Annotated in this window: 20 protein-coding genes; 13 read left to right on the top strand and 7 right to left on the bottom strand. The window is 70.4% G+C overall.

Features of this window, described 5'->3' with window-relative positions:
- The 4 genes from OIE47_RS31465 to OIE47_RS38090 form a co-directional block, all read right to left on the bottom strand.
- Positions 1-1,086: an LLM class flavin-dependent oxidoreductase gene (locus tag OIE47_RS31465; RefSeq protein ID WP_326558159.1), complete on the bottom strand. Its 1,086-nt coding sequence runs from the start codon at positions 1,084-1,086 to the stop codon at positions 1-3.
- A complete protein-coding gene (locus OIE47_RS31460) occupies positions 1,083-2,459 on the bottom strand; it encodes an NtaA/DmoA family FMN-dependent monooxygenase (protein ID WP_326558158.1) in 1,377 nt (458 codons plus the stop codon). Before OIE47_RS31460 ends, OIE47_RS31465 begins: the two co-directional genes overlap by 4 nt.
- Before the next feature lie 38 nt (positions 2,460-2,497).
- Entirely contained in the window at positions 2,498-3,703 is a 1,206-nt protein-coding gene (locus OIE47_RS31455; RefSeq protein WP_326558157.1) for an LLM class flavin-dependent oxidoreductase, read from the bottom strand.
- 111 nt (positions 3,704-3,814) lie between these two features.
- The gene (locus OIE47_RS38090) at positions 3,815-3,937 is read right to left on the bottom strand and encodes a putative leader peptide (RefSeq protein ID WP_442792007.1); all 123 of its coding nucleotides are present in this window, start codon (positions 3,935-3,937) and stop codon (positions 3,815-3,817) included.
- A 186-nt stretch (positions 3,938-4,123) separates the two neighbouring features.
- Here OIE47_RS38090 and OIE47_RS31450 point away from each other — a divergent pair, with 186 nt between their 5' ends.
- Positions 4,124-5,245 (top strand): LLM class flavin-dependent oxidoreductase, encoded by a 1,122-nt coding sequence (locus tag OIE47_RS31450; RefSeq protein WP_326558156.1) that lies wholly within the window; start codon positions 4,124-4,126, stop codon positions 5,243-5,245.
- 4 nt (positions 5,246-5,249) lie between these two features.
- Here the strand turns inward: OIE47_RS31450 and OIE47_RS31445 are convergent, their stop codons facing one another.
- Positions 5,250-6,581, bottom strand: coding sequence for a M20/M25/M40 family metallo-hydrolase (locus OIE47_RS31445; RefSeq protein ID WP_326558155.1), 1,332 nt, complete (start codon positions 6,579-6,581; stop codon positions 5,250-5,252).
- A 261-nt stretch (positions 6,582-6,842) separates the two neighbouring features.
- On the opposite strand from OIE47_RS31445, the gene OIE47_RS31440 reads away from it, so the two are divergent.
- From OIE47_RS31440 to OIE47_RS31390, 11 genes are all read left to right on the top strand, one after another.
- On the top strand, positions 6,843-7,949 hold the full coding sequence (locus tag OIE47_RS31440) for an LLM class flavin-dependent oxidoreductase (RefSeq protein WP_326558154.1): 1,107 nt from the start codon (positions 6,843-6,845) through the stop codon (positions 7,947-7,949).
- Between the two features lie 39 nt (positions 7,950-7,988).
- Positions 7,989-9,434: an NtaA/DmoA family FMN-dependent monooxygenase gene (locus OIE47_RS31435; protein ID WP_326558153.1), complete on the top strand. Its 1,446-nt coding sequence runs from the start codon at positions 7,989-7,991 to the stop codon at positions 9,432-9,434.
- Positions 9,431-11,062: an ABC transporter substrate-binding protein gene (locus tag OIE47_RS31430; protein ID WP_326558152.1), complete on the top strand. Its 1,632-nt coding sequence runs from the start codon at positions 9,431-9,433 to the stop codon at positions 11,060-11,062. Before OIE47_RS31435 ends, OIE47_RS31430 begins: the two co-directional genes overlap by 4 nt.
- A 37-nt stretch (positions 11,063-11,099) precedes the next feature.
- Complete coding sequence (locus tag OIE47_RS31425) at positions 11,100-12,062, top strand: ABC transporter permease (protein WP_326558151.1); 963 nt, start codon at positions 11,100-11,102, stop codon at positions 12,060-12,062.
- Entirely contained in the window at positions 12,059-12,988 is a 930-nt protein-coding gene (locus OIE47_RS31420) for an ABC transporter permease (protein ID WP_326558150.1), read from the top strand. The genes OIE47_RS31425 and OIE47_RS31420 overlap by 4 nt, the downstream gene beginning before the upstream one ends.
- A complete protein-coding gene (locus tag OIE47_RS31415) occupies positions 12,985-14,670 on the top strand; it encodes an ABC transporter ATP-binding protein (protein WP_326558149.1) in 1,686 nt (561 codons plus the stop codon). Before OIE47_RS31420 ends, OIE47_RS31415 begins: the two co-directional genes overlap by 4 nt.
- Before the next feature lie 374 nt (positions 14,671-15,044).
- The gene (locus OIE47_RS31410; protein WP_326558148.1) at positions 15,045-16,055 is read left to right on the top strand and encodes an amino acid ABC transporter permease; all 1,011 of its coding nucleotides are present in this window, start codon (positions 15,045-15,047) and stop codon (positions 16,053-16,055) included.
- Positions 16,052-16,825 (top strand): amino acid ABC transporter ATP-binding protein, encoded by a 774-nt coding sequence (locus tag OIE47_RS31405; RefSeq protein WP_326558147.1) that lies wholly within the window; start codon positions 16,052-16,054, stop codon positions 16,823-16,825. The genes OIE47_RS31410 and OIE47_RS31405 overlap by 4 nt, the downstream gene beginning before the upstream one ends.
- A gap of 58 nt (positions 16,826-16,883) precedes the next feature.
- Positions 16,884-17,864: an ABC transporter substrate-binding protein gene (locus tag OIE47_RS31400; protein WP_326558146.1), complete on the top strand. Its 981-nt coding sequence runs from the start codon at positions 16,884-16,886 to the stop codon at positions 17,862-17,864.
- 75 nt (positions 17,865-17,939) lie between these two features.
- Positions 17,940-18,452, top strand: coding sequence for a GNAT family N-acetyltransferase (locus OIE47_RS31395; RefSeq protein ID WP_326558145.1), 513 nt, complete (start codon positions 17,940-17,942; stop codon positions 18,450-18,452).
- A gap of 96 nt (positions 18,453-18,548) precedes the next feature.
- Positions 18,549-19,469, top strand: coding sequence for a glutathione S-transferase C-terminal domain-containing protein (locus tag OIE47_RS31390; RefSeq protein WP_326558144.1), 921 nt, complete (start codon positions 18,549-18,551; stop codon positions 19,467-19,469).
- 100 nt (positions 19,470-19,569) lie between these two features.
- On the opposite strand, the gene OIE47_RS31385 is transcribed toward OIE47_RS31390, so the two are convergent.
- Both OIE47_RS31385 and OIE47_RS38085 read right to left on the bottom strand, forming a co-directional pair.
- Positions 19,570-22,023, bottom strand: a complete 2,454-nt coding sequence (locus tag OIE47_RS31385; protein ID WP_326558143.1) for a M14 family zinc carboxypeptidase — start codon at positions 22,021-22,023, stop codon at positions 19,570-19,572.
- Between the two features lie 119 nt (positions 22,024-22,142).
- Complete coding sequence (locus OIE47_RS38085) at positions 22,143-22,223, bottom strand: putative leader peptide (RefSeq protein ID WP_357012022.1); 81 nt, start codon at positions 22,221-22,223, stop codon at positions 22,143-22,145.
- Between the two features lie 159 nt (positions 22,224-22,382).
- On the opposite strand from OIE47_RS38085, the gene OIE47_RS31380 reads away from it, so the two are divergent.
- Positions 22,383-23,327 carry an aldo/keto reductase gene (locus tag OIE47_RS31380; RefSeq protein ID WP_326558142.1) on the top strand — a complete coding sequence of 315 codons (945 nt, stop codon included), beginning with the start codon at positions 22,383-22,385 and terminating at the stop codon, positions 23,325-23,327.
- Positions 23,328-23,330: the final 3 nt, after the last annotated feature.

Raw genomic sequence — 23,330 nt, 5'->3', positions numbered from 1 at the left:
TCACCCTTCTCGAACGGCGGAAACGGGCTCGGGGAGGACCGGCCCCCACGGCCACGGCGGGTCCGGGATGTCCCGACGCAGCGCGGGGGCGATGTCGGACTGGAAGAGTTCCAGCGACTCGCGGTGCTGGCTGTCGGTCAGCCCGCCCGCGTCGGCGTGCAGATGCATGACGGTGTGGCCGAGCTGCTCGTGATACCGGTGGACCTTCTCGACGACCTGCTGCGGGCTGCCGATCAGCGCCGAGCTGCGTTCGACGTAGTCCTCCAGCGTGTGGAACACCGGTTCGAGCCCGAGTCGCCGCTGGAACGCGAGCTGGCCCTCGAAGACCGGCCGGTAGGCGGCGATGGCGTCCTGGGACCTGCGGGTCGCGTAGTAGCCGGCGGTGCCGGCCCCGACCACGGCAGCGGCCGGGTCGTGGCCGTACTCGGCCCACCGCCGCCGGTAGTGGCGGACCAGTTCGGCGTACGGTTCGATCGGGTTGGTGACGTTCGCCGAGAAGAGCGGGTCGCCGTAACGGGCGGCAAGCTCGACCGATTCCCTGCTGGTCGCGCTGCCGTGCCAGACCCGGATCGGTTGCTGCAACGGGCGCGGCCAGACCTCCGCCCGGTCCAACTCCGGTCGGAACCGTGGGGACGCGGTGACCCTGTCCTCCCGCCAGATCCGGCGGAACAGCTCGTAGCCCTCGGCGTTGCGGTCCCACTGGTCGTCGGGCGTGACGTGGAACAGCTCCCGCTGCGCGGCACCGTTGCCCTTGCCGATGATCAGCTCCAACCGGCCGCCGGAGAGGTGGTCGAGCGTGGCGTAGTCCTCGTACGCCCGGACCGGGTCGAGCAGGCTCAGCGTGGTGACCGCCGTGAACAGGCGGATCGTCGAGGTGAGCGCGGCGACGTGGCTCAGGACGACCGGCGGCGACGAGGAGATGAACGGCCGTTCGTGCCGCTCCCCCACACCGAAGCCGTCGAATCCGAGCTGCTCGGCGAGCACCGCGTTGTCCACGACTTCGCGGAACCGGTCGGCGGTCGACTTCTGCTCGCCGGTCACCGGGTGCGGTGCGTGCACGATCAGGGTGATCGCCAGGAACTTCATGACGCCACCCGCAGCGCCTCACCGGTACGGCGGGGCGCGCCCAGGCCGAGGTGGTCCCGCAGCGTCTCGCCCTCGTACTCGGTACGGAACACGCCGCGTTCCTGCAGCAGCGGCACGACCGTGTCGGCGAAACCGTCGAGTCCGCCCGGGGTGACGTGCGGTACGAGGATGAACCCGTCGCTGGCATCGGCCTGGACCAGGTCGTTGATGGCGTCCGCGACGGTCGCGGGCGCGCCGGTGAACGTCTGCCGCCCGGTGACCTCGATGATCAGTTCACGGATGGAGAGCTTCTCCGCGGTGGCGCGCTCGCGCCACTGTCTGGCCGTGGCTACGGGGTCGCGGTACATCCGTACGCTGGCGCGCCCTCGGGCGATGGTGTGCTCACCGGGATCGGGGTCGATCTCGGGCAGCGGCCCGTCGGGGTCGTAGCCGGACAGGTCACGGTTCCAGAGCTGTTCCAGGAACTTGATCGCGGTCTGGCCGCTGACCTGCTGGAGTCGTACCTGGTGGGCGAGGTCGCGGGCCTCGGCGTCGGTGTCGCCGAGCACGAAGGTGGCCGCGGGCAGGATGAGCAACTCGTCGTGGGTACGCCCGTACCGGGCGAGCCGGCCCTTGACGTCGGCGTAGAAGGCCTGCCCCTCGGTCAGGGTGGCGTACCGGCTGAAGATCGCGTCAGCCGACGACGCGGCGAACTCCCGCCCCTCCTCGGAGTCACCGGCCTGGAGGATCACCGGCCGTCCCTGGGGGCTGCGCGGGACGTTGAACCGACCGGCGATGTCGAAGTCCGGATCGTGGTGGGCGAACGCGCCCGCGTCCGGTTCGCCGAGGAAGTCACCGGTGGCCTGGTTGGCCACAATCTCGTCACCGTGCCAGGAGTCGAACAGTTCCCCCGCGGTCTGCAGGAAGTTGCGTGCCCGTCGGTAGCGCTGCTCCTGTGGCAGGAATCCGCCCCGGCGGAAGTTCTCACCGGTGAACGCGTCCCAGGAGGTGACCACGTTCCACGCGGCCCGGCCACCGGAGAGGTGGTCGAGGCTGGCGAACTGTCGCGCGACCTCGTACGGCTCGTTGAAGGTGGAGTTGATGGTCCCGGCGAGGCCGAGTCGCTCGGTGACCGCCGCGAGGGCGGCGAGCACAGTGAAGGTGTCCGGGCGCCCGACCACGTCCAGGTCGTAGATCAGGCCGTTCTGCTCGCGCAGCCGCAGTCCCTCGGCCAGGAACAGGAAGTCGAACTTCGCCCGCTCGGCGGTGCGCGCGAGGTGCGCGAACGAGCTGAACTCGATGTGGCTTCCCGCCTGCGGGTCACTCCACACCGTGGTGTTGTTGACGCCGGGAAAGTGGGCGGCGAGATGGATCTGCTTGAGGGGTCTGCTCATGGTCGAAAGGGGTCCTTCCGGCTTCGCGGTGACGACGGTCAGACGGCCGCGTAACGATTGGCTGGCCTGGTCAGGCCGAGCAGCCCGCGCAGGGTGCCGGCGGCGTACCCGGTTCGGAACGCCTGCCGACGCTGCAGCTCCGGCACGAGTGCCCGGGTGATCTGCTCCAGGTCGTGCGGGATGGTGCCGGGGCGCAGGCGAAACCCGGACAGCCCGGCCAGGTGCCACTCCTGCAACAGGTCCGCCAGTTGCGCCGGGGTGCCGACGAACACCGGGGCGTCGCTGACGTACGGGCTGCCGGCGAGGTCGTCGAGGCGCGCCCTGCGGGCTTCGGCGGCCGGAGCCGAGTCGTCCAGGAACACGACCAGGTCACCGAGGATGTGCACGGTTTCCCCGGCCCGCCCGGCGGCGGCCTGCCCGGCCCGGATCTCGGCGACGATCTCCCGCACCTGCGTGGCGTCGTGCGGCGTCACGTAGCCGATGTCGGCGGACCCGGCGACGAGCCGGTACGGCACGCTCTGGTGCGCCAGCGCGCTGACCAGGGGTTGGCCCTGCGGGGGCCGAGGGGTGATGGACGGGCCCTTGACGTTGAACCAGCGTCCCTCGAAGTCGACGTAGTGCAGCTTGTCCCGGTCGACGAAGCGCCCGGTGGCGACGTCCCGGATCTCCGCGTCGTCCTCCCAGCTGTCCCAGAGTCGCCGTACCGCCTCCACGTAGTCGGCGGTCTCGGCGAACAGGTCCCCGATCAGCTCCTGCGCCTGCGGGGTGGACAGGTCGTCGAGGCTGATCCGGGGCAGGGTGCGGCGGCCGAAGTGGGCCGCCTCGTCCGGCCGGGCCGACACCCGGACCTGCACTCCGGCCCGGCCGGACGAGACGTAGTCCAGGGTGGCGATCGCCTTCGCGATGTGGAACGGCTCGGTGTGGGTGACCACGACCGTGGGCACCAGTCCGATGTGGCTGGTCAGTGGCGCGACGCGGGCGGCGACCAGCACGGCGTCGAGGCGTCCGCGTACCTGGTCGGTCCGCCGGTCCGACTCGGTACGACTCGACGACTGCAACCCGAGCGAGTCGTCGATCGTCACGAAGTCCAGCAGCCCCCGTTCGGCTTCGATCACCAGGTCGGACCAGTAGCGCGGGGTGAGCAGTTCGGTCGGCCGGGCCCCGGGTTCGCGCCACGCCGCGGGGTGCCAGCCGGCGCCGTCGAGGGCGACCGCGAGATGCAGTGAGCTTCCTGAATCGGACATGACGATGCTCCGCTTCCTGCTGGGTGTGGCCACGGACCGACTCGTGGTGACGGCCGACGGTTGGCCGGGACCGGTCCGGGGGTGCCGATGCGTGGAGGGACTGGAGTCAGGTCAGCGGGGACAGAGTGCGCCGGCAACGCGCTGCAGGTCGATGTGTCGACGGGAGACCAGGACAACACCGGCAGATCTCGGTGTCGACGCGATGACGACGGTCCGGCGGGTGATCGGGTGCACGGTCGTCACCTCCTGTGGATCTAGGTCCTTTCCGGAGACTACCCCGGTCAACCTGAAGTTGTCTATCCCTACAGGTTTAGTGGACTTTGGTTGTACCAACGTGCTGGTGGACGGCTGCCGACAGCAGGTCCAACGACATAATATTGCCCACTATTCCGCTAGGGATAGCGTGATAGGAAAGATGGCATGACAGCAACTTCGGGCAGCGCGACGCATCCGGTGTTCCACTGGTTCCTGCCGACCGGCGGCGACGGCCGGCGGCTGGGCGGATCCGTGCACGGTCTCGAGATCGGCGACGCGGAAGCGCGGGCGGGAGCGCGGGACGAGGGCCGGCGTCCCGCGTCGCTCGACTACCTGACCCAGTTGGCCCGCGCCGCCGACACCCTCGGCTACGAGGGCGTCCTCACTCCGACCGGTGCCCACTGCGAGGACGCCTGGATCGTCACCGCGGCGCTCATCGCCCAGACCCGGCGGCTGAAGTTCCTCGTCGCGTTCCGGCCCGGACTCGTCGCACCGGCGCTCGCCGCGCAGATGGCGGCGACCTTCCAACGACTGTCGGACGGACGGCTGCTGCTCAACGTGGTCGCCGGAGGCAGCGACGCCGAGCAGCGCGGCTACGGCGACCCGCTGGCGCACGACGAGCGCTACCAGCGTGCCGAGGAGTTCCTCGAGGTCGTCCGCGCCTCCTGGTCCGGCACCCGGTTCGACCACCACGGCACCCACTACCAACTGACCGGCGCGCGGTTGCGGCGACCGCCGGCGCCGATCCCACGGGTCTATCTCGGTGGGTCGTCGCCGCCCGCACTCCAACTCGCCGCGGATCACGCCGACACGTACCTGACCTGGGGCGAGCCGGTTCCACTCGTCGCGGAGAAGGTGGACCGGGTACGGGCACTCGCCGCCGCCCGTGGTCGGACCGTACGGTTCGGGCTGCGGATCCACGTGATCAGCCGGGACAGCACCGCGCGGGCCTGGCAGGACGCCGAGGCGCTGATCGCCGGCCTCGACGACGCCACCATCGCGGCCGGGCAGCAACGGCTGCGCGCCCTCGAGTCGGTCGGTCAGCGACGCATGCTCGACCTGCACGGCGGCTCCCGCGACCGGCTCGTCGTCGCGCCCAACCTCTGGGCCGGGATCGGCCTGGTACGGGGCGGAGCCGGTACCGCGCTGGTCGGCGCCCACGACGAGGTCGCGGAGCGGATCGCCGAGTACCGGGCGGCGGGAATCGACGAGTTCGTCCTCTCCGGCTACCCGCACCTGGAGGAGGCGTACCGCTTCGCCGAGGAGGTCCGCCCGCTGCTCGGTTGACCGGTCAGCAGTCGCGCAGGAACCGGTCCAGCACGCGGGTCCCGAACTCGAGCGCGTCAACCGGGACCCGCTCGTCCACACCGTGGAAGAGCGCCGAGAAGTCGAGGTCCGGCGGCAGCCTCAGGGGCGCGAACCCGAAGTGGCGGATCCCCAGGAGCTGGAACGACTTCGCGTCCGTACCGGCGGACAGCATGTACGGCAGCACCCTGGCACCGGGATCCTCCACCCCGATCGCGGAGACCATGGCGTCGACCAGCGTCCCGTCGAAGGTCGTCTGCACCGGGGGCAGGCTGTCCCACTCCCGCTCGACCTCCGGGCCGAGGATGCGGGCGATCTCGGCCTCGAACGCCCGCTCCCGGCCGGGCAGGACCCGCCCGTCGACCGTCGCCCGCGCCTCGGAGGGGACCACGTTCGCCTTGTAACCGGCGTCGAACATGGTGACGTTGGCGGTGTCCCGCAGGGTCGCGCCGATCATCCGGGCGAGGTTGCCCAGCCGGGCGACCGCGGTCTCCGGATCGTCCTCGTCGAACGGCACGCCGGTGATCTCGGCGACGCCGGTCAGCAGTTCGCGTACCGGGTCGGTGAGGATCAGCGGGAACCGGTGCCGGTCCAGGCGGGTGACGGCGGCGGCCAGCTTCGCCACCGCGTTGTCGGTGTGCAGCATCGACCCGTGGCCGGCGGCGCCCTGCACCCTCAGCCGGAGCCACACGACGCCCTTCTCCGCCGTCTCGACGAGATAGGCGCGTACGCCGTCGCGCAGGGTCACCGAGAAGCCGCCCACCTCGCTGATCGCCTCGGTCACGCCCTCGAACAGCTCCGGGTGGTGTTCGACCAGCCACCGGGCACCGTAGAAACCGCCCGCCTCCTCGTCGGCGACAAACGCGAAGACGATGTCGCGGGGTGGGACGACGCCGTCGCGCTTGAAGGACCGGGCGACGGCCAGGGTCATCGCGACCATGCCCTTCATGTCGACCGCCCCGCGCCCCCAGACGTACCCGTCGCGCACCTCGCCGGAGAACGGGTGCACCGACCACTCCCGGGCGTCGGCCGGTACGACGTCCAGGTGGCCGTGCACCAGCAGCGCTCCCCGGCTCGGATCCGCTCCGGGCAGCCGGACGACAACATTGCCCCGACCGGGCGCGCCCGACTCGACGTAGACGGGTTCGTAGCCGACCTCGGCCAGCTTCTCGGCCACGTACTCGGCGGCGGCCCGTTCGTTGCTCCGTACGCTCGGGTCTCCGGTGTTGCTGGTGTCGATCGCGATCAACTCGCTGGCCAGCGTGACAACCTCGGCGACGGCACGTCCGGGCTCGTACGGCGGACACCCTGTGGTCATCGGTTCACCTCGATCGCAGCCCTCTTCCGGAACAGCCCCATCCTCCACCGTCCCCCTCGCCGTCACGACCGGCCCCCGGACTCGTTGCCAAAAACCCGCTAACACTATAGGAATAATAGGAATAGCGCCGGGGGCCGGGCGACGCGACGCTACCGAGCGGGCAACCGGACGCTGCCCGTACGACGGGGTCTGGAGGTTTGAGCCGATGACACGGACGCACCTGGGCCGGCGACCACACCGCCGATGGACGGAGCCGGCGGCATGAGCGGGGTGCCGAGCGGGAGCCGGCTGCACCTGGCCGTGGAAGCCGACGGCGACGGCGCCCACCCGGCGGCCTGGCGCTTCAGCGGGCGGCCACCGGCAACCGTGCTGGACGCCCCCGCCCTCCGGAACACCGTCGCGTACGCGGAGGCGGCCGGATTCGCCCTGGTCACCTTCGCCGACTCGCCCCTGCCCGCAGGCAACGGCCGCAACAAGGCAGGCCGGATCGAGGCCGGGGTACGGGCCGCCTACCTGTCCACCGTGACCGAGCGGATCGGGCTCGCGCCCACCCTGCACACCACCACCACCGAACCGTTCCACCTGGCCACCCAGCTCGCCAGCCTCGACCACGCCTCGCGCGGCCGGGCCGCCTGGGTCGTCGGCGCCACGAACAGCCCCGAGGCCCTGGCCACCATCGGCGGTTCGGGGCCGTACGAGCCGGACCGGCTGCGCGGCGAGGTCTCCGACGTGATCGAGGTCGCCCGGTGCCTGTGGGACTCCTGGCAGGACGACGCGATCATCCGGGACCGGGCCACCGGCCGGTTCCTGGATCCCGACCGGGTGCACCACGTGAACTTCACCGGCGGATCGTTCTCGGTGGTCGGGCCACTGATCACCCCGCGACCTCCGCAGGGCCAGGTCGTGGTGATCGCCGCCGACACCCTCGACGTCACCGGGCAGGTCGACATCGCCCTGGTCGGCGGCGGCGACCCCGGAGCCGTCGCGGAACGAACCCGGCGGGTACGGGAGGACGACGTACCCCTCGTGTTCGCCGAGGTCGAGGTGCTGCTCGACGCGACCGAACCGGCCGCCGACCGGCTCGCGGCGCTGGACCGGGCGACCCCCTGGGGCACCGGGGACCGGCTACGTCACGTCGGCTCGGCCGAGGGGTTGACCACACTCCTGCGGCAACTCGCCGCCGTGGTCGACGGTGTCCGCCTGCATCCCGCCGTGTTGAGCGTCGACCTGCCCGTACTCGCCGATCGGGTGCTGCCCGCGCTCGCCGCCGACCGGATGCACGTCGCCCCCGTCACGGGAGCGACCCTGCGCACCACCCTCGGACTCCCCCATCCCAGCAACCGGTTCGTCGACGCGACAACCGCCTGACCGGAGAGCACCGCCACGACCGCCTGAGAGGTACGCGCCGTGAGCCAACCGAACCCCCTCGGGTACGACCCGAAAGCCCGCGTCCACCTGGGACTGTTCTACACCGGGGTCGGCCCCCAGATCGTCTGGACCGATCCGGACGCCGCCCCGCACACCCACATCGACACCTTCGTCAAGGTCGTACAGACCCTCGAACGCGGGCTGTTCGACGCGTTCTTCCTCGGCGAGGGCCTGCGCGTACGGGAGAACCGGGGACGAGTGCACGCCCTCGACGTCGCCGGCCGGCCGGACGCGATCACCCAGCTCTCGGCGCTGGCCGCGACAACCACCCGGATCGGTCTGGTCGCCACCCAGAACACGACGTACAACTACCCGGCAGACCTGGCCCGACGGCTGGCCAGCCTCGATCTCGTCTCGGCGGGTCGGGCCGGTTGGAACATCGTCACCACCGACAACGCCTGGACCGGCGAGAACTTCCGGCACGGCGGGTGGCTGGCCCACGATCGGCGCTACGAGCGCGCCGGCCAGTTCGTCGAGGCCGCCGAGGCACTCTGGGCGTCCTGGGACGACGACGCGATCGCCTCCTACGGCGACGACGGATCGTGGTTGCGGCCGGGCAGCGCTCCCGGCATCGAGCGGGACACCGATCTGGTCCGGCTGCGGGCAACCGCCACGCTGCCGCGCAGCCGCCAGACCCGGCCGGTGCTGTTCCAGGCCGGGGACTCGCCCGGTGGGCGGGACCTGGCGGCACGCCACGCCGACGTGGTCTTCTCCGCCAACACCTCGTACGACAAGGCAGTGGCGTACGCCCGGGACCTCCGGACCCGGCTGGCCGGGTACGGACGCGCGCCCGACTCGCTGCGGATCCTGCCCGGCACGTCGGTCGTCCTCGGCGACACCGAGGCGCAGGCACGGGAGCGGGCGGACTGGATCAGGCGCGAGCAGACCAGCGGGCCCCGAGCGATCGCTTTCCTGGAGCAGTACTGGGGCAAGGACCTCTCCGGCTACGACCCGGACGGGCCGCTGCCGGACATCGACCCGACGCCGGACGAGCTCGACCCGTCCCGCGGCACGATTCCGATCGAGCTGCGCACCGGGAAGCTCGCCGTCATCGCGCGTTGGCGTGCGCTGGCCGAGCAGCGCAAACTCTCCATCCGCGACCTGGTCATCGAGGTCGCACCCGGACACGACCTGTTCGTCGGGACGCCGGGGCGGATCGCCGACGAGTGGGTCCGCTACGTCCGCACCCGTGCCGTCGACGGGTTCAACATCATCCCGCAGTTGATCCCCGGATCGGTCGAAGAGATCGTCGACAAACTCGTGCCGGAGTTGCAGGAGCGTGGCGCCTACCGGACCGCGTACGAGGGCAGCACCCTGCGCGAACACCTCGACCTGCCCCCGCTGCCCACCGTCACACCGGCGCCGTCCGGAGGTACGCGAGCCCGGACCTCCACGCCGTCCTCCACAGAAAAGGGAATCTCGTGAGATCACTGCCGCGATCGGGGCGCGCCCTCGGGTCGCTCGTGCTGACCATCGTCGCCGCCCTCGCACTGACCGCCTGCGGTTCGGGTGACGGCGACACCACCGGCAACGGTGGGACCGGGGACGGCACCCCCAGATCCGGGGGCACCCTGACCTTCGCCGTCGGCTCGTACGCCGGCTGCGTCGACCCCCATCAGGTCGCCAGCAACGACACCATCTACGCCCTGCGCCAGATCGTCGACTCACTGACCGACCAGGACCCCTCGACCGGAAAGATCGTGCCCTGGCTCGCGGAACGCTGGGAGGTCAGCGCGGACGCGAGAACCTTCACCTTCCACCTCCGGCCGGGTGTCACCTTCAGCGACGGATCACCGGTCAACGCCCGGGCGGTCAGGGAGAACTTCGACGCGGCCCGCAAACTCGGCGCGAAGGCCAGCCTGGCAACCGGCTACCTCAGCGGATACGTCGGCACCGAAACGCCGGACGACCTCACCGCGGTTGTCTCGTTCGAACAGCCCAACGCCCAGTTCCTCCAGGCCACCTCGACCTTCTCGCTCGGCCTGGTCGCCGGGTCGAGCGTACGGAAGACACCGGACCAGCGGTGCACCGACGGCGTCGTCGGCTCCGGCCCCTTCGCCCTCGACGGGTACGTGGCCAACCAGTCGATCACGCTGGTCAAGCGCAAGGGATACAACTGGGGTTCGTCGCTGTGGCGCAAGTCGGGTGAGGCGTACCTGGACAAGGTGCTGTTCACCGTCGTTCCGGAGGCTGGTGTGCGTACCGGGAGCCTGGTGTCGGGGCAGGTGGACGCCATCGGCAGCGTCAGCCTCGCCGACGAGGCCGCGCTGAAGGGCGGCGGGGCCGTCAACCTCCAGACACGGGCGAATCCGGGCGTGGTGTTCAACCTCGGCCTGAACAACTCGAAGCCCCTGCTGCGGGACGTCGCCGTACGGCAGGCGATCCAGGTGGCACTCGACCGGCGGCAGATCGTCGACACCGTCTACCCCACCGGCAGCAAACCGGCCACCAGCATCCTGGCGCACACCACGCCGTACCACAGCGATGTCAGCGGGCAGCTCACCTTCGATGCGGCGAAGGCGAAGTCGCTGCTCGACGCGGCCGGCTGGCAGGTCGGCGGCGACGGTGTCCGGACCCGCAACGGCACCCGGCTCAGCCTTTCCGTCGGCTGGTTCGCCAACGCGGCGACCAACCAGCCGACACTCGAGCTGATCCAGCAGCAGCTCAAGGCGGTGGGTGTCGAGATCACCCTGAAGGAACTCCAGATCGCCCAGATCACCCAGGTGCAGCAGTCCGGCGACTTCGACGCGCTCTGGGGAAACATCACCCGAGCCGACCCGGACATCCTGCGCAGCACCTACTCGACCACCCTGGCCAACACGTACCGGTTGGCTGCCGGCGCGCTGGATCCGGTGCTGACCGAGCAGGCCGCGACGGTCGACCCGGCCAAACGGCAGGCGCTGGTCAACCAGGCCCAGGACCTGATCGTACGCAACGCCCACGTGATCCCGGTGGTGGAGCTCACCACCGCCCTCGGGGTGTCCAAGAAGGTGCACGACCTGGACTTCGAGGCGTCGAGCCGGATCCAGTTGCACGACACCTGGAAGAGCTGACGCACCGAACAGGACCAGCGGACGGAGGGAACCGACCGTGCGTCGTTACGTGATCCGCCGACTCGCACAGGCCGTGGTGGTGCTCTGGGCGGCCTACACCCTGTCCTTCCTCGTGCTGGACTTCCTGCCCGGTGACCCGGTGTCGGCGATGGCCGGTGGCGGCCTCGACCAGGTCTCCGTCGACCCGGCCCAACTCGAGGCGCTGAAACGGGAGTACGGCTTCGACAAACCGGTGCTGGTCCAGTACGCCGACTATCTCGGTCGGGCGGTGCAGGGGGACTTCGGCAACTCCGTCGCGACCGGTCAACCGGTCACGTCGGTGATCGGGGACGCCCTGCCGCAGACGCTCGTACTGACCGGTGCCGCCCTGGTCCTGGCCGTCGTGTTCGGTACGGGGCTGGCGCTGGCCGCCACGTACACCGCCGGGCGGGCATTGCGGCAACTGCTGCTGTCGCTGCCGTCGCTCGGTGTGTCACTGCCGACGTTCTGGGTCGGGCTGATGCTCGTCCAGCTCTTCTCCTTCCGGTTCCGGCTGCTGCCGGCGTTCGGCAACGACGGCCTCGCCAGCCTGATCCTGCCGGCGGTCACGCTCGCCGTGCCGACCGGCGCGCTGCTGGCCCAGGTGCTGGCGAAGAGCCTGTTCACCGCGCTCGACGAGCCGTACGTGCAGACCGCGCGGGCCAAGGGAGCGGGACGGGCGCGGGTGCACCTGCGGCACGCCCTGCGCAACGCCGCCCTGCCCGCGCTCACCATCGTCGGGCTGCTGGTGGGCAATCTGCTGGCCGGTTCCGTGGTGGTGGAGACCGTCTTCTCCCGCAACGGCATCGGCCGGGCGACCGTCAGCGCGGTGACGGTTCAGGACATACCCGTGGTCCAGGGCGTCGTGGTGTTCGGCGCGCTGGTCTTCGTTCTGGCGAATCTCGCCGTCGACCTGGTCTACCCGCTCTTCGACCCACGGATCGTCGTGGCCTCGGCCACCCGGCGAAGGAGCTTCGTGTGAGTCAGACAGTCGTCGGCGACCCGGCGTTGAACATCGTGCCGGAGCCGGGCTCCCGGAGCCGGTCGGAACCCACCGGGCGGGAAGCGGCCCGTGGCCTCGACCTGCGCCGGCTGGGCCGGTTCCTGCTGCGACGTCCCGGGCTCGTCCTCTCCCTCGTGGTTGTCACGCTGGTGGTGCTGGCGGCCTTCTGGCCGACGCTGTTCACCGCGCGCGATCCACTGCTGGGTGTGCCCACCGACAGGTTCCAGGGCCCCGGCGGTCAGCACTGGTTCGGCACCGACGAGATCGGCCGCGACGTGTACGCCCGGGTCGTCCACGGAGCGGCGCTGTCGCTGAAGGCGACCCTGATCGCGGTCGCGGTGGCGTTTGTCGTCGGCGGGGCGATCGGCCTGGTCGCCGGGTTCGTCGGCGGCTGGGTGGAGGACGTGCTGATGCGGGTCGTCGACGTCCTGCTCGCCATCCCCGCCCTGTTCCTCTCCCTGGCGCTGGTCACCGCGCTCGGGTTCGGCACGGTGAAGGTCGCCGTGGCGGTCGGCATCGCCAGTGTCGCCGGCTTCGCCCGGGTGATGCGGGCCGAGGTGCTGCGCGTACGGCACGCCACCTACGTCGAGGCGGCCCGGTCCTCGGGGGCGCGCTGGCACTCGATCCTGCTGCGGCACGTGCTGCCGAACGCGATGGGGCCGGTGCTGGTGCTCGCCACCCTCGACTTCGGCACCGCGATCCTGGCCGTGTCGTCGCTGAGTTTCCTCGGCTACGGGGCCGCGCCACCCGCACCGGAATGGGGAACGTTGATCTCGACCGGGCGCAACTACCTGGCGAACGCGTGGTGGCTCTCGACGCTTCCGGGCCTGGCGGTCGCGGCGACGGTGCTGGCCACGAACCGGATCGCCCGGGCCGTCGACGGGGAGTGGGCGAGCCAGCGATGACGGGACGACACGATGCCTCGGACGGGGGCGGGAACCTGCTGGAGGTCCGGCAACTCCGCGTCTCGTACCAGTCGCGGTCGGGACCGGTACGGGCGGTCGAGCGCGTCGACTTCGACGTCCGGCCGGGTGAGGTGGTCGCCGTTGTCGGCGAGTCGGGCTCGGGCAAGAGTACAACCGCGCACGCCATCATCGGCCTGCTACCGGCCGGTGGGCAGGTCGACAGCGGCACCATCCGGTTCGCCGGGCGTGACCTCACCGGCCTGTCCGAGCGGGAACTGCGAACGTTGCGGGGCGCCCAGATCGGCCTCATCCCGCAGGACCCGGCGGTGTCGCTCAACCCGGTGAAACGCATCGGCGAGCAGGTCGCGGAGGCTTTGCGCGTACACGGGCTGGGCAACCGCCGGTCGGCGGCCCTGGACGCGGTCGAACTGCTGCACCGGGCGGGCCTGTCCGATCCGGCCACCAGAGCACGGCAGTATCCGCACGAACTCTCCGGTGGGATGCGCCAACGTGCGCTGATCGCGATCGCGATCGCGGCCCGACCCCGTCTGATCATCGCGGACGAACCGACCAGTGCGCTGGACGTCACCGTGCAGCGGCTGATCCTCGACCACATCCAGAGTCTGACCGAGGAACTCGGCACGGCTGTCCTGCTGGTCACCCACGACCTGGGTATCGCCGCCGACCGGGCGCAACGGCTCGTGGTGATGTCACGGGGACGCGTGGTCGAGACCGGGCCCACCCGCGAGGTCCTGCGGGACCCCGCCCACGAGTACACCCGCCAACTGTTGCGCAGCGCGCCGAGTCTGGCTGCCGCACGTCAGGCGCCACCGGCCCGCAGCGGGCCTCCGGGCGCACCGGTGCAGGCGGCGCCGCTGGTCACGGTCGAGGGCCTGGTCAAGGACTTCCCCCTGCCGGGGACGGTCGCCGGTCGGCGGAGCTTGCGGGCCGTGGACGGGGTGAGCTTCACGATCAACCGGGGCGAGACCCTGGCCCTGGTCGGGAAGTCCGGTTCGGGCAAGTCGACCACGGCACGGTTGGTGCTGCGACTCGCGGAGCCGGACGGCGGGCGGATCCTCTTCGACGGTGACGACATCACCGGGGCTCGCGGTGCGGCGCTGCGCCGACTGCGGCGCCGTGCCCAACTCGTGTACCAGAACCCGTACGCGTCACTCGACCCCCGGTTCTCGATCCGGGAGGTGATCATCGAGCCGCTGCGGGTGTTCGGGATCGGTGACCGGGCGTCCCGCCGGGCACGGGCCCGCGAACTCGTCGAACGGGTCGCGCTCCCGGTCTCGGTGCTCGACCGCAGACCCGCGCAGCTCTCCGGCGGTCAGCGGCAACGGGTCGCGATCGCCCGCGCACTCGCCCTCTCCCCCGAACTCGTGGTCTGCGACGAGCCGGTGTCCGCGCTGGACGTGTCCGTACAGGCACAGGTGCTGGAACTCCTCGCCGAGCTGCAGGCGTCCACCGGGGTGGCGTACCTGTTCATCTCGCACGATCTCGCGGTGGTCCGCCAGATCGCCCACCGGGTCGCGGTGATGCGGGCCGGGCGGATCGTCGAGACCGCCACCACAACGGAACTCTTCGACCACCCGACCCACGCGTACACCCGCGAGCTTCTCGCGGCCATTCCGGGTCACCAGGCCGCCGTACCGGGCTCAATAGCGAGCCCCTCGTAACATCATCATTTCCTATTAAGTCTGTGGGAGATGATCAGGCATTGGTCCAGCTCAACTCTCACTGTCTACTCAGACAGACAACGCGTACCACAATGTGGACGGCCGTTGACATGCCTTATTCCACTGATCAATATCAGTACATGCGGCGCACCGGGGTCCTCCTGACCGCTCGCCTCGTGATCGATCTCGTTCGATACGCGGGCGGGCGGTGTCCGCGCTGAGCGGTGGCGGCGACACAGCCTCCCGCGCTCGGCTCCACCGCGACTGAGCCATCCACCGGACCGTCGCGTCTTCCCTCCCGCCGTATCCGGCGCCCGCCGCCCCGTGGACCACCCACCCGGTCACGCGCCCGCAGGCCATCCCTGGAGGTCACCATGACCGCCCCGCCACCCGCCCCGGCGGCCCTGGCAACCACCACACGGGCACCCGACGGCCCCGTCGACGAACCGCTGAAGGTGGTGCCGGCCCGCCATCCCTGGCGCTGGGCCGCGACCGCCGTGACGCTGGTACTGCTGGCCATGGCGGCCAACGCGCTGATCACGAACCCGGCCTGGGAGTGGCACTTCGTCGGCCAGTACCTGTTCTACGAGACCGTGCTCCGGGCGGTCGGCGTCACCCTGCGGCTGACCGTGCTCGGCATCGTGCTCGGATTCCTGCTCGGCACCGTGATCGCCCTGATGAGACTCTCGGCGAGCCCGTTGCTCCAGGCGGTGGCCTGGGGTTACGTCTGGATGTTCCGGTCGGTGCCGCTGATCCTGCAACTCCTGTTCTGGTTCAACCTGGCGCTGCTCTACGACCGGATCTCCTTCGGGATTCCGTTCGGTCCGTCGTTCTTCGACGTCGGCACCATGGACCTGATCGGCCCGATGACCGCCGCGACCCTGGGACTCGCCCTGCACCAGGCGGCCTACTGCGCGGAGATCGTCCGCTCCGGCTTTCTCTCGGTGGACCAGGGGCAACTCGAAGCGGCGGCGGCCCTCGGTATCCCCCGCACCCGGCAGATTCGCCGGATCCTGCTGCCGCAGGCGATGCGGACCATCATCCCGACCGCCGGAAACGAGATCATCGGCCTGGTCAAGGGGACTTCGGTGGTCTACATCATGGCCATCCCCGAACTCTTCTACCAGGTCCAGGTGATCTACGCCCGCAATGGACGGGTGATCGCCCTCCTCCTGGTGGCCGCCATCTGGTACCTGCTGCTGACCACCGTCCTGTCGATAGTCCAGTACTACGTCGAGCGGCACTACGCCCGCGGTGCCGTACGGGCGCTGCCGCCGACCCCGCTGCAGCGGGTGAGCCGACTGGTCGGGCGGGTGGTGGCGGCCCGCCGACAACGGCAGGCGGTACGGGACCAGCTCGCGGCCGACCTGGCGGCGCCCCGATGAGCCCCGACGGCGCGGTGATGGTGGAGCTGCGCGGCATCCACAAGAGCTTCGGGCCGCTGGAGGTGCTGCGCGGGGTGGACCTGAGCGTGCGTACCGGTGAGGTGGTGGTGATCCTCGGCCCGTCCGGATCGGGCAAGTCGACCCTGCTGCGCAGCATCAACCACCTGGAGAAGGTCAACCGTGGCTCGGTACGCATCGACGGGGAGCTGATCGGCTACCGCCGTACCGGCAACCGGCTGCGCGAGCTCAAGGAGCGCGAGATCCTGCGGCAGCGTACGCACATCGGTTTCGTGTTCCAGAACTTCAACCTCTTCCCGCACCTGACCGTGCTGGACAACGTGGCCGAGGCACCGGTGTCGGCGCAGGGCCGGCCCCGGCGAGAGGTGCTGGCGGCCGCCTCCCGGCTGCTCGACCGGGTGGGCCTGGCGGACAAGGCGGACGCCTATCCGCGCCGTCTCTCCGGCGGCCAGCAGCAACGGGTCGCGATCGCCCGCGCCCTCGCCCTGGAACCGAAGGTGCTGCTCTTCGACGAACCGACCTCGGCACTGGACCCGGAACTGGTCGGTGAGGTGCTCGAGGTGATGAAGGACCTTGCCCGGGCGGGCACCACGATGATCGTCGTCACGCACGAGATCGGCTTCGCGCGCGAGGTCGCCGACCGGGTCGTGTTCATGGACGACGGCGTGATCGTCGAGCAGGGCCCACCGGACGAGGTGCTCACCCGGCCGCAGCACGAACGGACCCGGTCGTTTCTGGCGAAGGTTCTCTGAACCGCCCGCCACCCCAGGTACTCCCGACAGCCCGAACACCCCAGAGAAGGAGTTCCGCATGCCGCGTTACCGGCTATCGCGACACCTGGCCAGCGTGCTCGCCCTGACCACCCTGGTGACCCTGGCCGCCTGCGGCTCGCCCGACGACGAACCCGCCGCGCTGGCGGCCGATCCGTCCGGCTCGGCGGCGGCGGTCATCAACACCAGCCCGGACCAGAAACGGATCCGCGCGCAGAAGGTCGACGCCGTCGCGGCCAAGGTGCCGCCGACGATCGGCGCGGGAGGCAAACTCAGGGTCGGTATCAGCGCCGAGGGATCGCCTCCGTTGGCCTTCCGCGCCGACGACGACCGTACGCTGATCGGGGTCGAGGCGGACATCGCCCAGTTGGTGGCGGACGTGCTGGGGCTGGAACTGGACCTGCAGCCGACCTCGTGGGAGAACCTGTTCCTGGTGGTGCGCTCCGGGCAGAACGATGTCGGTTTCTCCAACATCACCGTGACCGAGGAACGCAAGGACATCTACGACTTCGCCACCTACCGGGTCGACTCGCTCGGCTGGGAGGTGAAGGCGGACGGCAAGGTCAGCAAGATCGAGAAGCCGGCCGACATCGCCGGACTCAACGTGTCGGTCGGCTCGGGCACCAACCAGGAACAGGTGCTGCTGCGCTGGGACGCGCAGAACAAGGCCGCCGGCCTCGCCCCGGTCAACATCACCTACTACCAGAACCCGGCCGACTACCAGCTCGCCCTGCTCTCCGGGCGGATCGACGCGTACTTCGGGCCGAACCCGGCGCTGGCGTACCACGTCGCGGTCAGCGGCAAGACCAGGATCGTCGGAATCGTGCCCGGCGGCGGCGAGGTGCCGGCCCAGATCGCGGCGATGACCAAGAAGGGCAACGGGTTCGTCGAGGCGCTCAACGACGCACTCAACACGGTGATCAAGGACGGCTCGTACGCCCGGGTGCTGTCCCGTTGGGGGCTCGGCAGCGAGGCGATCCCCGCCGCCCAGATCAACCCGCCCGGCCTGCCCCGGAAGTGATCCACCGCGCCGGTCCCGGTGTCACCGCCGGGACCGGCGCCCGAACCGGTCCCGTCCAGCCTCCGGAGCTGATCGATGGCGTCAAGGGAACTGACCGTCCGCTACACCAGCCCGACCGACCCGGCGGCCCGCCCGCTGCTCGACGAACTGACCCACGAGTACCGGAGCCGGTACGGCCCGAACGAGGAGATGTCCCGCTACCCGGCGACGGAGTTCGCGCCTCCGCACGGCGCCTTCCTGCTGCTGCTCCAGCCCGACGGGTCAGCGGTGGCCGGCGGCGCGTTCCGCCGGTACGACCGGGAGACCGCCGAGATCAAGCGCGTGTGGACCCATTCGGGGCACCGCCGCCAGGGACTGGCCCGCCGGGTGATGCGCGAGTTGGAGGCCGAGGCGGTTCGGCGGGGATACCGCCGGATCTGGCTGACCACCGGCCCGCGCCAGCCGGAGGCCGAGGCGCTCTACCTCAACCTGGGCTACCACCCCCGCTACGACCTCGACGCCGACCGGGCGGTCCTGCCCTACCTGCCGTTCGAGACCCAGTTGCCGTACTCCACGTGGGCGCCGTTCGGCTCGGAGGGCCGACCGTGAGCCGCCGATGCCGACCAGCTCGACCCTGGCCGTAAAACCTATCCGGTGAGTAGGATTTGATCCGGTTGTAACGCTCCGACTCCTCGGAGGTATCCCATGCCCGGACTGTCACCCTTCAGCCGGCTGGCCACGCCCGTCGATCCCGACACCTACGGCGAGTACCGCATCGTCCGCCGGCCCGACGACCCACGACCCCTCTACCGCTTCTCGGCCCGCCTCACCGACAACAGCCCCGCCGGCTTCACTCCGCGCGCCGGCCGGTACCACCTCTACGCGGGGTGGTTCTGCCCGTGGTCGCAGCGAGTGACCATCACCCGCGCCCTCGCCGGACTGGGAGACATCGTCACCGTCTCCTACGTGGACAACCACCGGGACGGCCGGGGCTGGGCCTTCCGCGAACGGTACGGACCCGACCCGGTGAACGGGTTCACCCTGCTACGACAGGCCTACGAGGCCACCGAGGAGGGCTTCGACGGCCACATCTCGGTGCCGACGCTCTGGGACCGCGCCACCGCCGGCGTGGTCAGCAACAACTTCAAGACCATCGGAATCGACTTCGCCACCAGCTTCCGGCACCTGGCCACCCCGCTCGTCGACACCTATCCGGAGCGCCACCGTGACGAGATCGAGGAACTCGACGGGTGGCTCAACCCGGTGGTCAACCACGGCGTCGGTGCCGCCGCCCGGCCGGGCCCCGACGGCGCACGGGCCCGGACAGCGCTGCTCCACGCCTTCGCCGTACTCGACGAACGGTTGGCCACCCGGCGGTACCTGGTCGGACCGACGGTGACCGAGGCGGACATCCGGCTCTGGGTGACCCTGGTCCGCTACGACGTCGGCCCCAACGCGACCCGTGCCATCAACCCCGGCCTGCACGAGTACCCGCACCTGTGGGCGTACGCCCGGGACCTCTACGCCCTGCCCGCGTTCCGGGACACCACCGACTTCACCACCTTCACCGCCGCCGGGGCGGAGATCCCCGACTGGCACGCACCGGCCGTCCGCGCCGCCGCGTGAAGCGGGGGCCCCGGCCGGGGTCGGTACGACGAGGAGGGCCCGGATGCTGACCGGCATCCGGGCCCTCCTGTGTCACCCGCTCAGCGGAGCACCGTCGGTACTACCGCTGGGCCGCCCAGAGCATGGCCCGGCCGAGCTGCGGTTGCAGCCCCTTGGGGTGGGTGCGGTACGTCGGGTCCGTACCGAAGAGCACGACACCGTTGCCCGCGGCCGTCACGCCCCGGACGATGCTGGCCTGGTTGGCCGCGGCGGCCGGACCGTTGGTGCCGGCCGCGTTCGCCGCCCACCAGCCGGACAGCAGCGGGTCGGCGGTGTAGGACTGCTCCACCGTGACGCCGGCACCGAGGTTGGTGAACCAGACCGGCTGGTTGATGAACGAGTGCGGGATCGCACCGGAGGTGACCGGGCCCTGGCTGTTCACGATGTTGACCACACCACTGGCCAGGGAGGCACCCGCGGTGGCCGTGACGCTCAGCAGCGCGGCGGCGTTGCTGAAGCTCGCCCCGGCGGTGTCCAGACCGACGACACCACCGCCCCGGGCAAGGAAGGCGTCGAGCGCGGCGCGGTTCTCCGCCGTCAGGTTCGCCAGGTTGAGGTTGGCACCGACGAGCAGTACGTCGACGTCGGCGGTCAGCGTGGTGGCCAGGGTCGCGGCGGTGATCGTACGGGCCTCGAAGCCGATGTCGCGCAGGGTGTCGCGCTCCTCGACCGTACCCAGGTAACCGACGACGACCTTGTCCAGCAGGGTCCCCTGCCAACCCGCCGGAGCGGCTTCGAAGGCGACGTCGTGCTTACGGGACTCGGCGGCGGCGAGCCGGCGGTTGGTGGTCGTGTGCGGGATGACAACCGACCCGTCGGCGAGCCGGTAGACCGCGACCCCCTGGTCCAGCAACGCGTTGACCGCGAGCAGGTCGGCCGCGTCCTGGATGTTCAGCCGCAGGTCGGGCGTACCGCCCGGCACCGAACTCTCGGCCTTGCCGTCGTAGGCCCGCTCCAGGCCCACGCCCGGCAACTGGTCCCACAGGGTGTCGACGGTCGCGCCCCAGGTCAGCCCCTGGCTCCAGGCGGCCGGTCCGGCGTAGAGGTCGTCCACCCGGTCGGTGATGTCGACACCGGGTTCGAGCAGGGAGTTGACCAGGCCACGTTTGGGCTGGTGCATGTCGATCACGTACGAGCCGGCGGGGTAGGACTTGCCGTTGGCGGTGAAGTTGGTCTTCGCCCGCCACACCCGGCCGCCGCTGCCGATGAGCAGGTCGACGAGACGGGCCGCGGCCGGCGCGGAGTGCTGACCGGAGCCGGCCGGGATGACGTACGAGCGCGGGAAGACGGTGTTGTAGTTGTCCTCCGGACCCCAGCCCGGCACGTACCCGTCCGGGATGTCCCGCAGCGGCTCACCGGCCGCACCACGGCGGTAGACCTCGGCCTGGTCGAACAGCACCTCGGTCCGGTGGTCCTGGATGTACTGCAGCGAGGTCTTGATCGCCACCTCGTGCACGTCGGTGTTGATGCCCGACCGGCGAAGCTTCTCCGCCGGGGTGAGGTTGCCGCGCGGGTTGAGCGGTGCCTCGATCGTGTACGGGATGCTGCTCTGCAACATCGCGAAAGAGGGTACGTAGATCGGCGGGAAGTCGTCCCAGACGCCGGGCTCGTCGTCCCGGAACGGGATCCGCGCCTGCTGCGTCTCGGGGTAGCCCAGCGCCTTCAGTCCCTGCTCGATCGCGAGCGCGTTCGGCAGACCGTGCTTGATGTAGAGGTCGTACTCATTGTTGACGTTGTGCGGCGGGGTGCTCGGGTGCAGCAGCGTCGGGTTGACGTATCCGTGCAGGTCGAGCGTGATGATCGGCTTGGTGTCGACGATCAGCTCACGGATCAGGTTGGTCTCGGGCTGCGACACGATGGTCAGGTCGCGGTTCAGGTCGTAACCGGCCGCGTTTTGCCGGGTTCCGGCCACCCGACCGTCCGGGTTGGAGGTGACGTTGAAGACGAGCCGGTTGCGCTTCAGAAGCTGCGCGACCTGGGGATCGGTGCTGGTCGCGAACTCCTCGATCACCCGCAGGGCCGCGTCGGTGCCCTCCCACTCGTTGCCGTGGATGTTCGCGTTGACGAACAGCGGGGTCTTGTAGCCCTCGATGAGACGCCGGTCGTGCTGCGCCGTCGCCGGCTCGTTCTCGATCAGCCGCCGCCAGTTCTCCTGGCGCCGTGCCTCGTCCTGGGTCTCGGGCGCGGTCACCGTCACCGCGTACAGGTCGTATCCGCCGGAGGACTTGCCGGCGACCCGGGCGGACACCCGGTTGCTGGCGGCCTGCAGGGCGTTGAGCTTCGGGGCGATCTCGTCGTACGGGGTGACCCCGATCGGGATCGAGGCGTCGTTCGGGTTGTCCGCCCAGACCGGCAGCACGTTCTGTACGGGGAAGCCCGTGATGCCCCAGAAGTCGATGCCGGACGGAGGCACGGACGGCAACGCGGACGCGTTCACCGGCCCGGCCCAGGCGATCGTGCCGACGAGCGACGCGGCAACCGTTGCCGCGGCGATCCTCGAGAGTTTCCTGACCATGAAAGACAGATCTCCTGTCGAGAGAGGACAGTGCACGCGGGCAGACGTCACCGCAGGGCCGGAGACCCACGGGGATTGGGGAGAACGTCGGCAGCGGGCGGGGAAGGGGAAGCCCGGCGTCAGATTGAGCGTCGACAGGCGGCGCTGGCGACACGCAGGAGGTCGATGTGACCCCGCTTAGTCAGGTAGACGCTCCGCACGAAGTAGATCTTCGTTGAGTCATGATCCGCTGTCAACCAAAGGTGCCCATCTGTTGATCAGTCTGTAACGGGACGGACCCAACCGGGACGGCGGGCGACAGCGTCCGTCGATACGCTGGCAGCACCGCCATCCGGCGGTCGACCAGGGGGGATATCGGCATGCAGATCAGGGATTTCGGCACCACCGGCCTGCGGGTCAGCGCCATCGGGCTGGGCGCGTGGCAGCTCGGGCGCTCGGCCCAGTGGCCCGACGGACCCGAGCCGGCGGAGGCCGTCCGGATCGTGCACGCCGCGCTCGACGCCGGTGTCAACCTCATCGACACCGCGCCCGGTTACGCCGACGGGCGCAGCGAGTCGAACATCGGCCGGGCGCTGACCGGCCGACACCGCGACGAGGTGCTGATCTGCACCAAGGTCGGCTACCACCCCGACGGCAGCCCCAACTGGGCGCCCGACGCCATTGAGGCGTCGATCGAGGGCAGTGCCCGCCGGATGAACGTCGACCACGTCGACATCGTCGTACTGCACAGCCCACCGAAGGAGATCATCGACGGCAGCCGGTGCGACCACTACCGCGTCCTGCAACAGCTCAAGGACAAGGGCACGATCCGGGCGTACGGGGCGTCGATCGACTGGGGCGCCGACGTCGACACCGTGTTGACCACCAGCGCCTCGGACGCCCTCGAGGTGCGGATGTCCGCCCTCTACCAGGAACCGTGGCAGGCGATGGGGCGGGCCCGCGACCGGGGTGTCGGGACCCTGGTCAAGGTGCCGCTGGAGTCCGGCTGGCTCTCCGGCAGGTACCACGCGGAGAGCGTCTTCACCGACGTACGCGAGCGCTGGACCCGCGCCGACGTGGCGCTGCGCGCGGGGCTGGTGGACGAGTTCCGGGCGCTGCTGCCCGACGGGGTGAGCCTGCTCGACGGCGCGCTGCGGTTCCTGCTCGGCTACGACGCGGTGTCGACCGTCATCCCCGGCACCAAGTCCCTGGCCCAGTTGCACAGCAGCATCGCCGCCGCCGGCACGCCGCTGCCGCCGGAGACCTTCGAGGCCATCCGGGCCTGGTACGAGGCAACGCTCGCGACCAGGCCCCTCGACTGGTGACCC

The organism is Micromonospora sp. NBC_01796, assembly GCF_035917455.1.
Taxonomy (GTDB): domain Bacteria; phylum Actinomycetota; class Actinomycetes; order Mycobacteriales; family Micromonosporaceae; genus Micromonospora_G.
The sequence above is the reverse complement of the archived record's forward strand: the minus strand, read 5'-3'. Positions and strand labels throughout refer to the sequence as shown.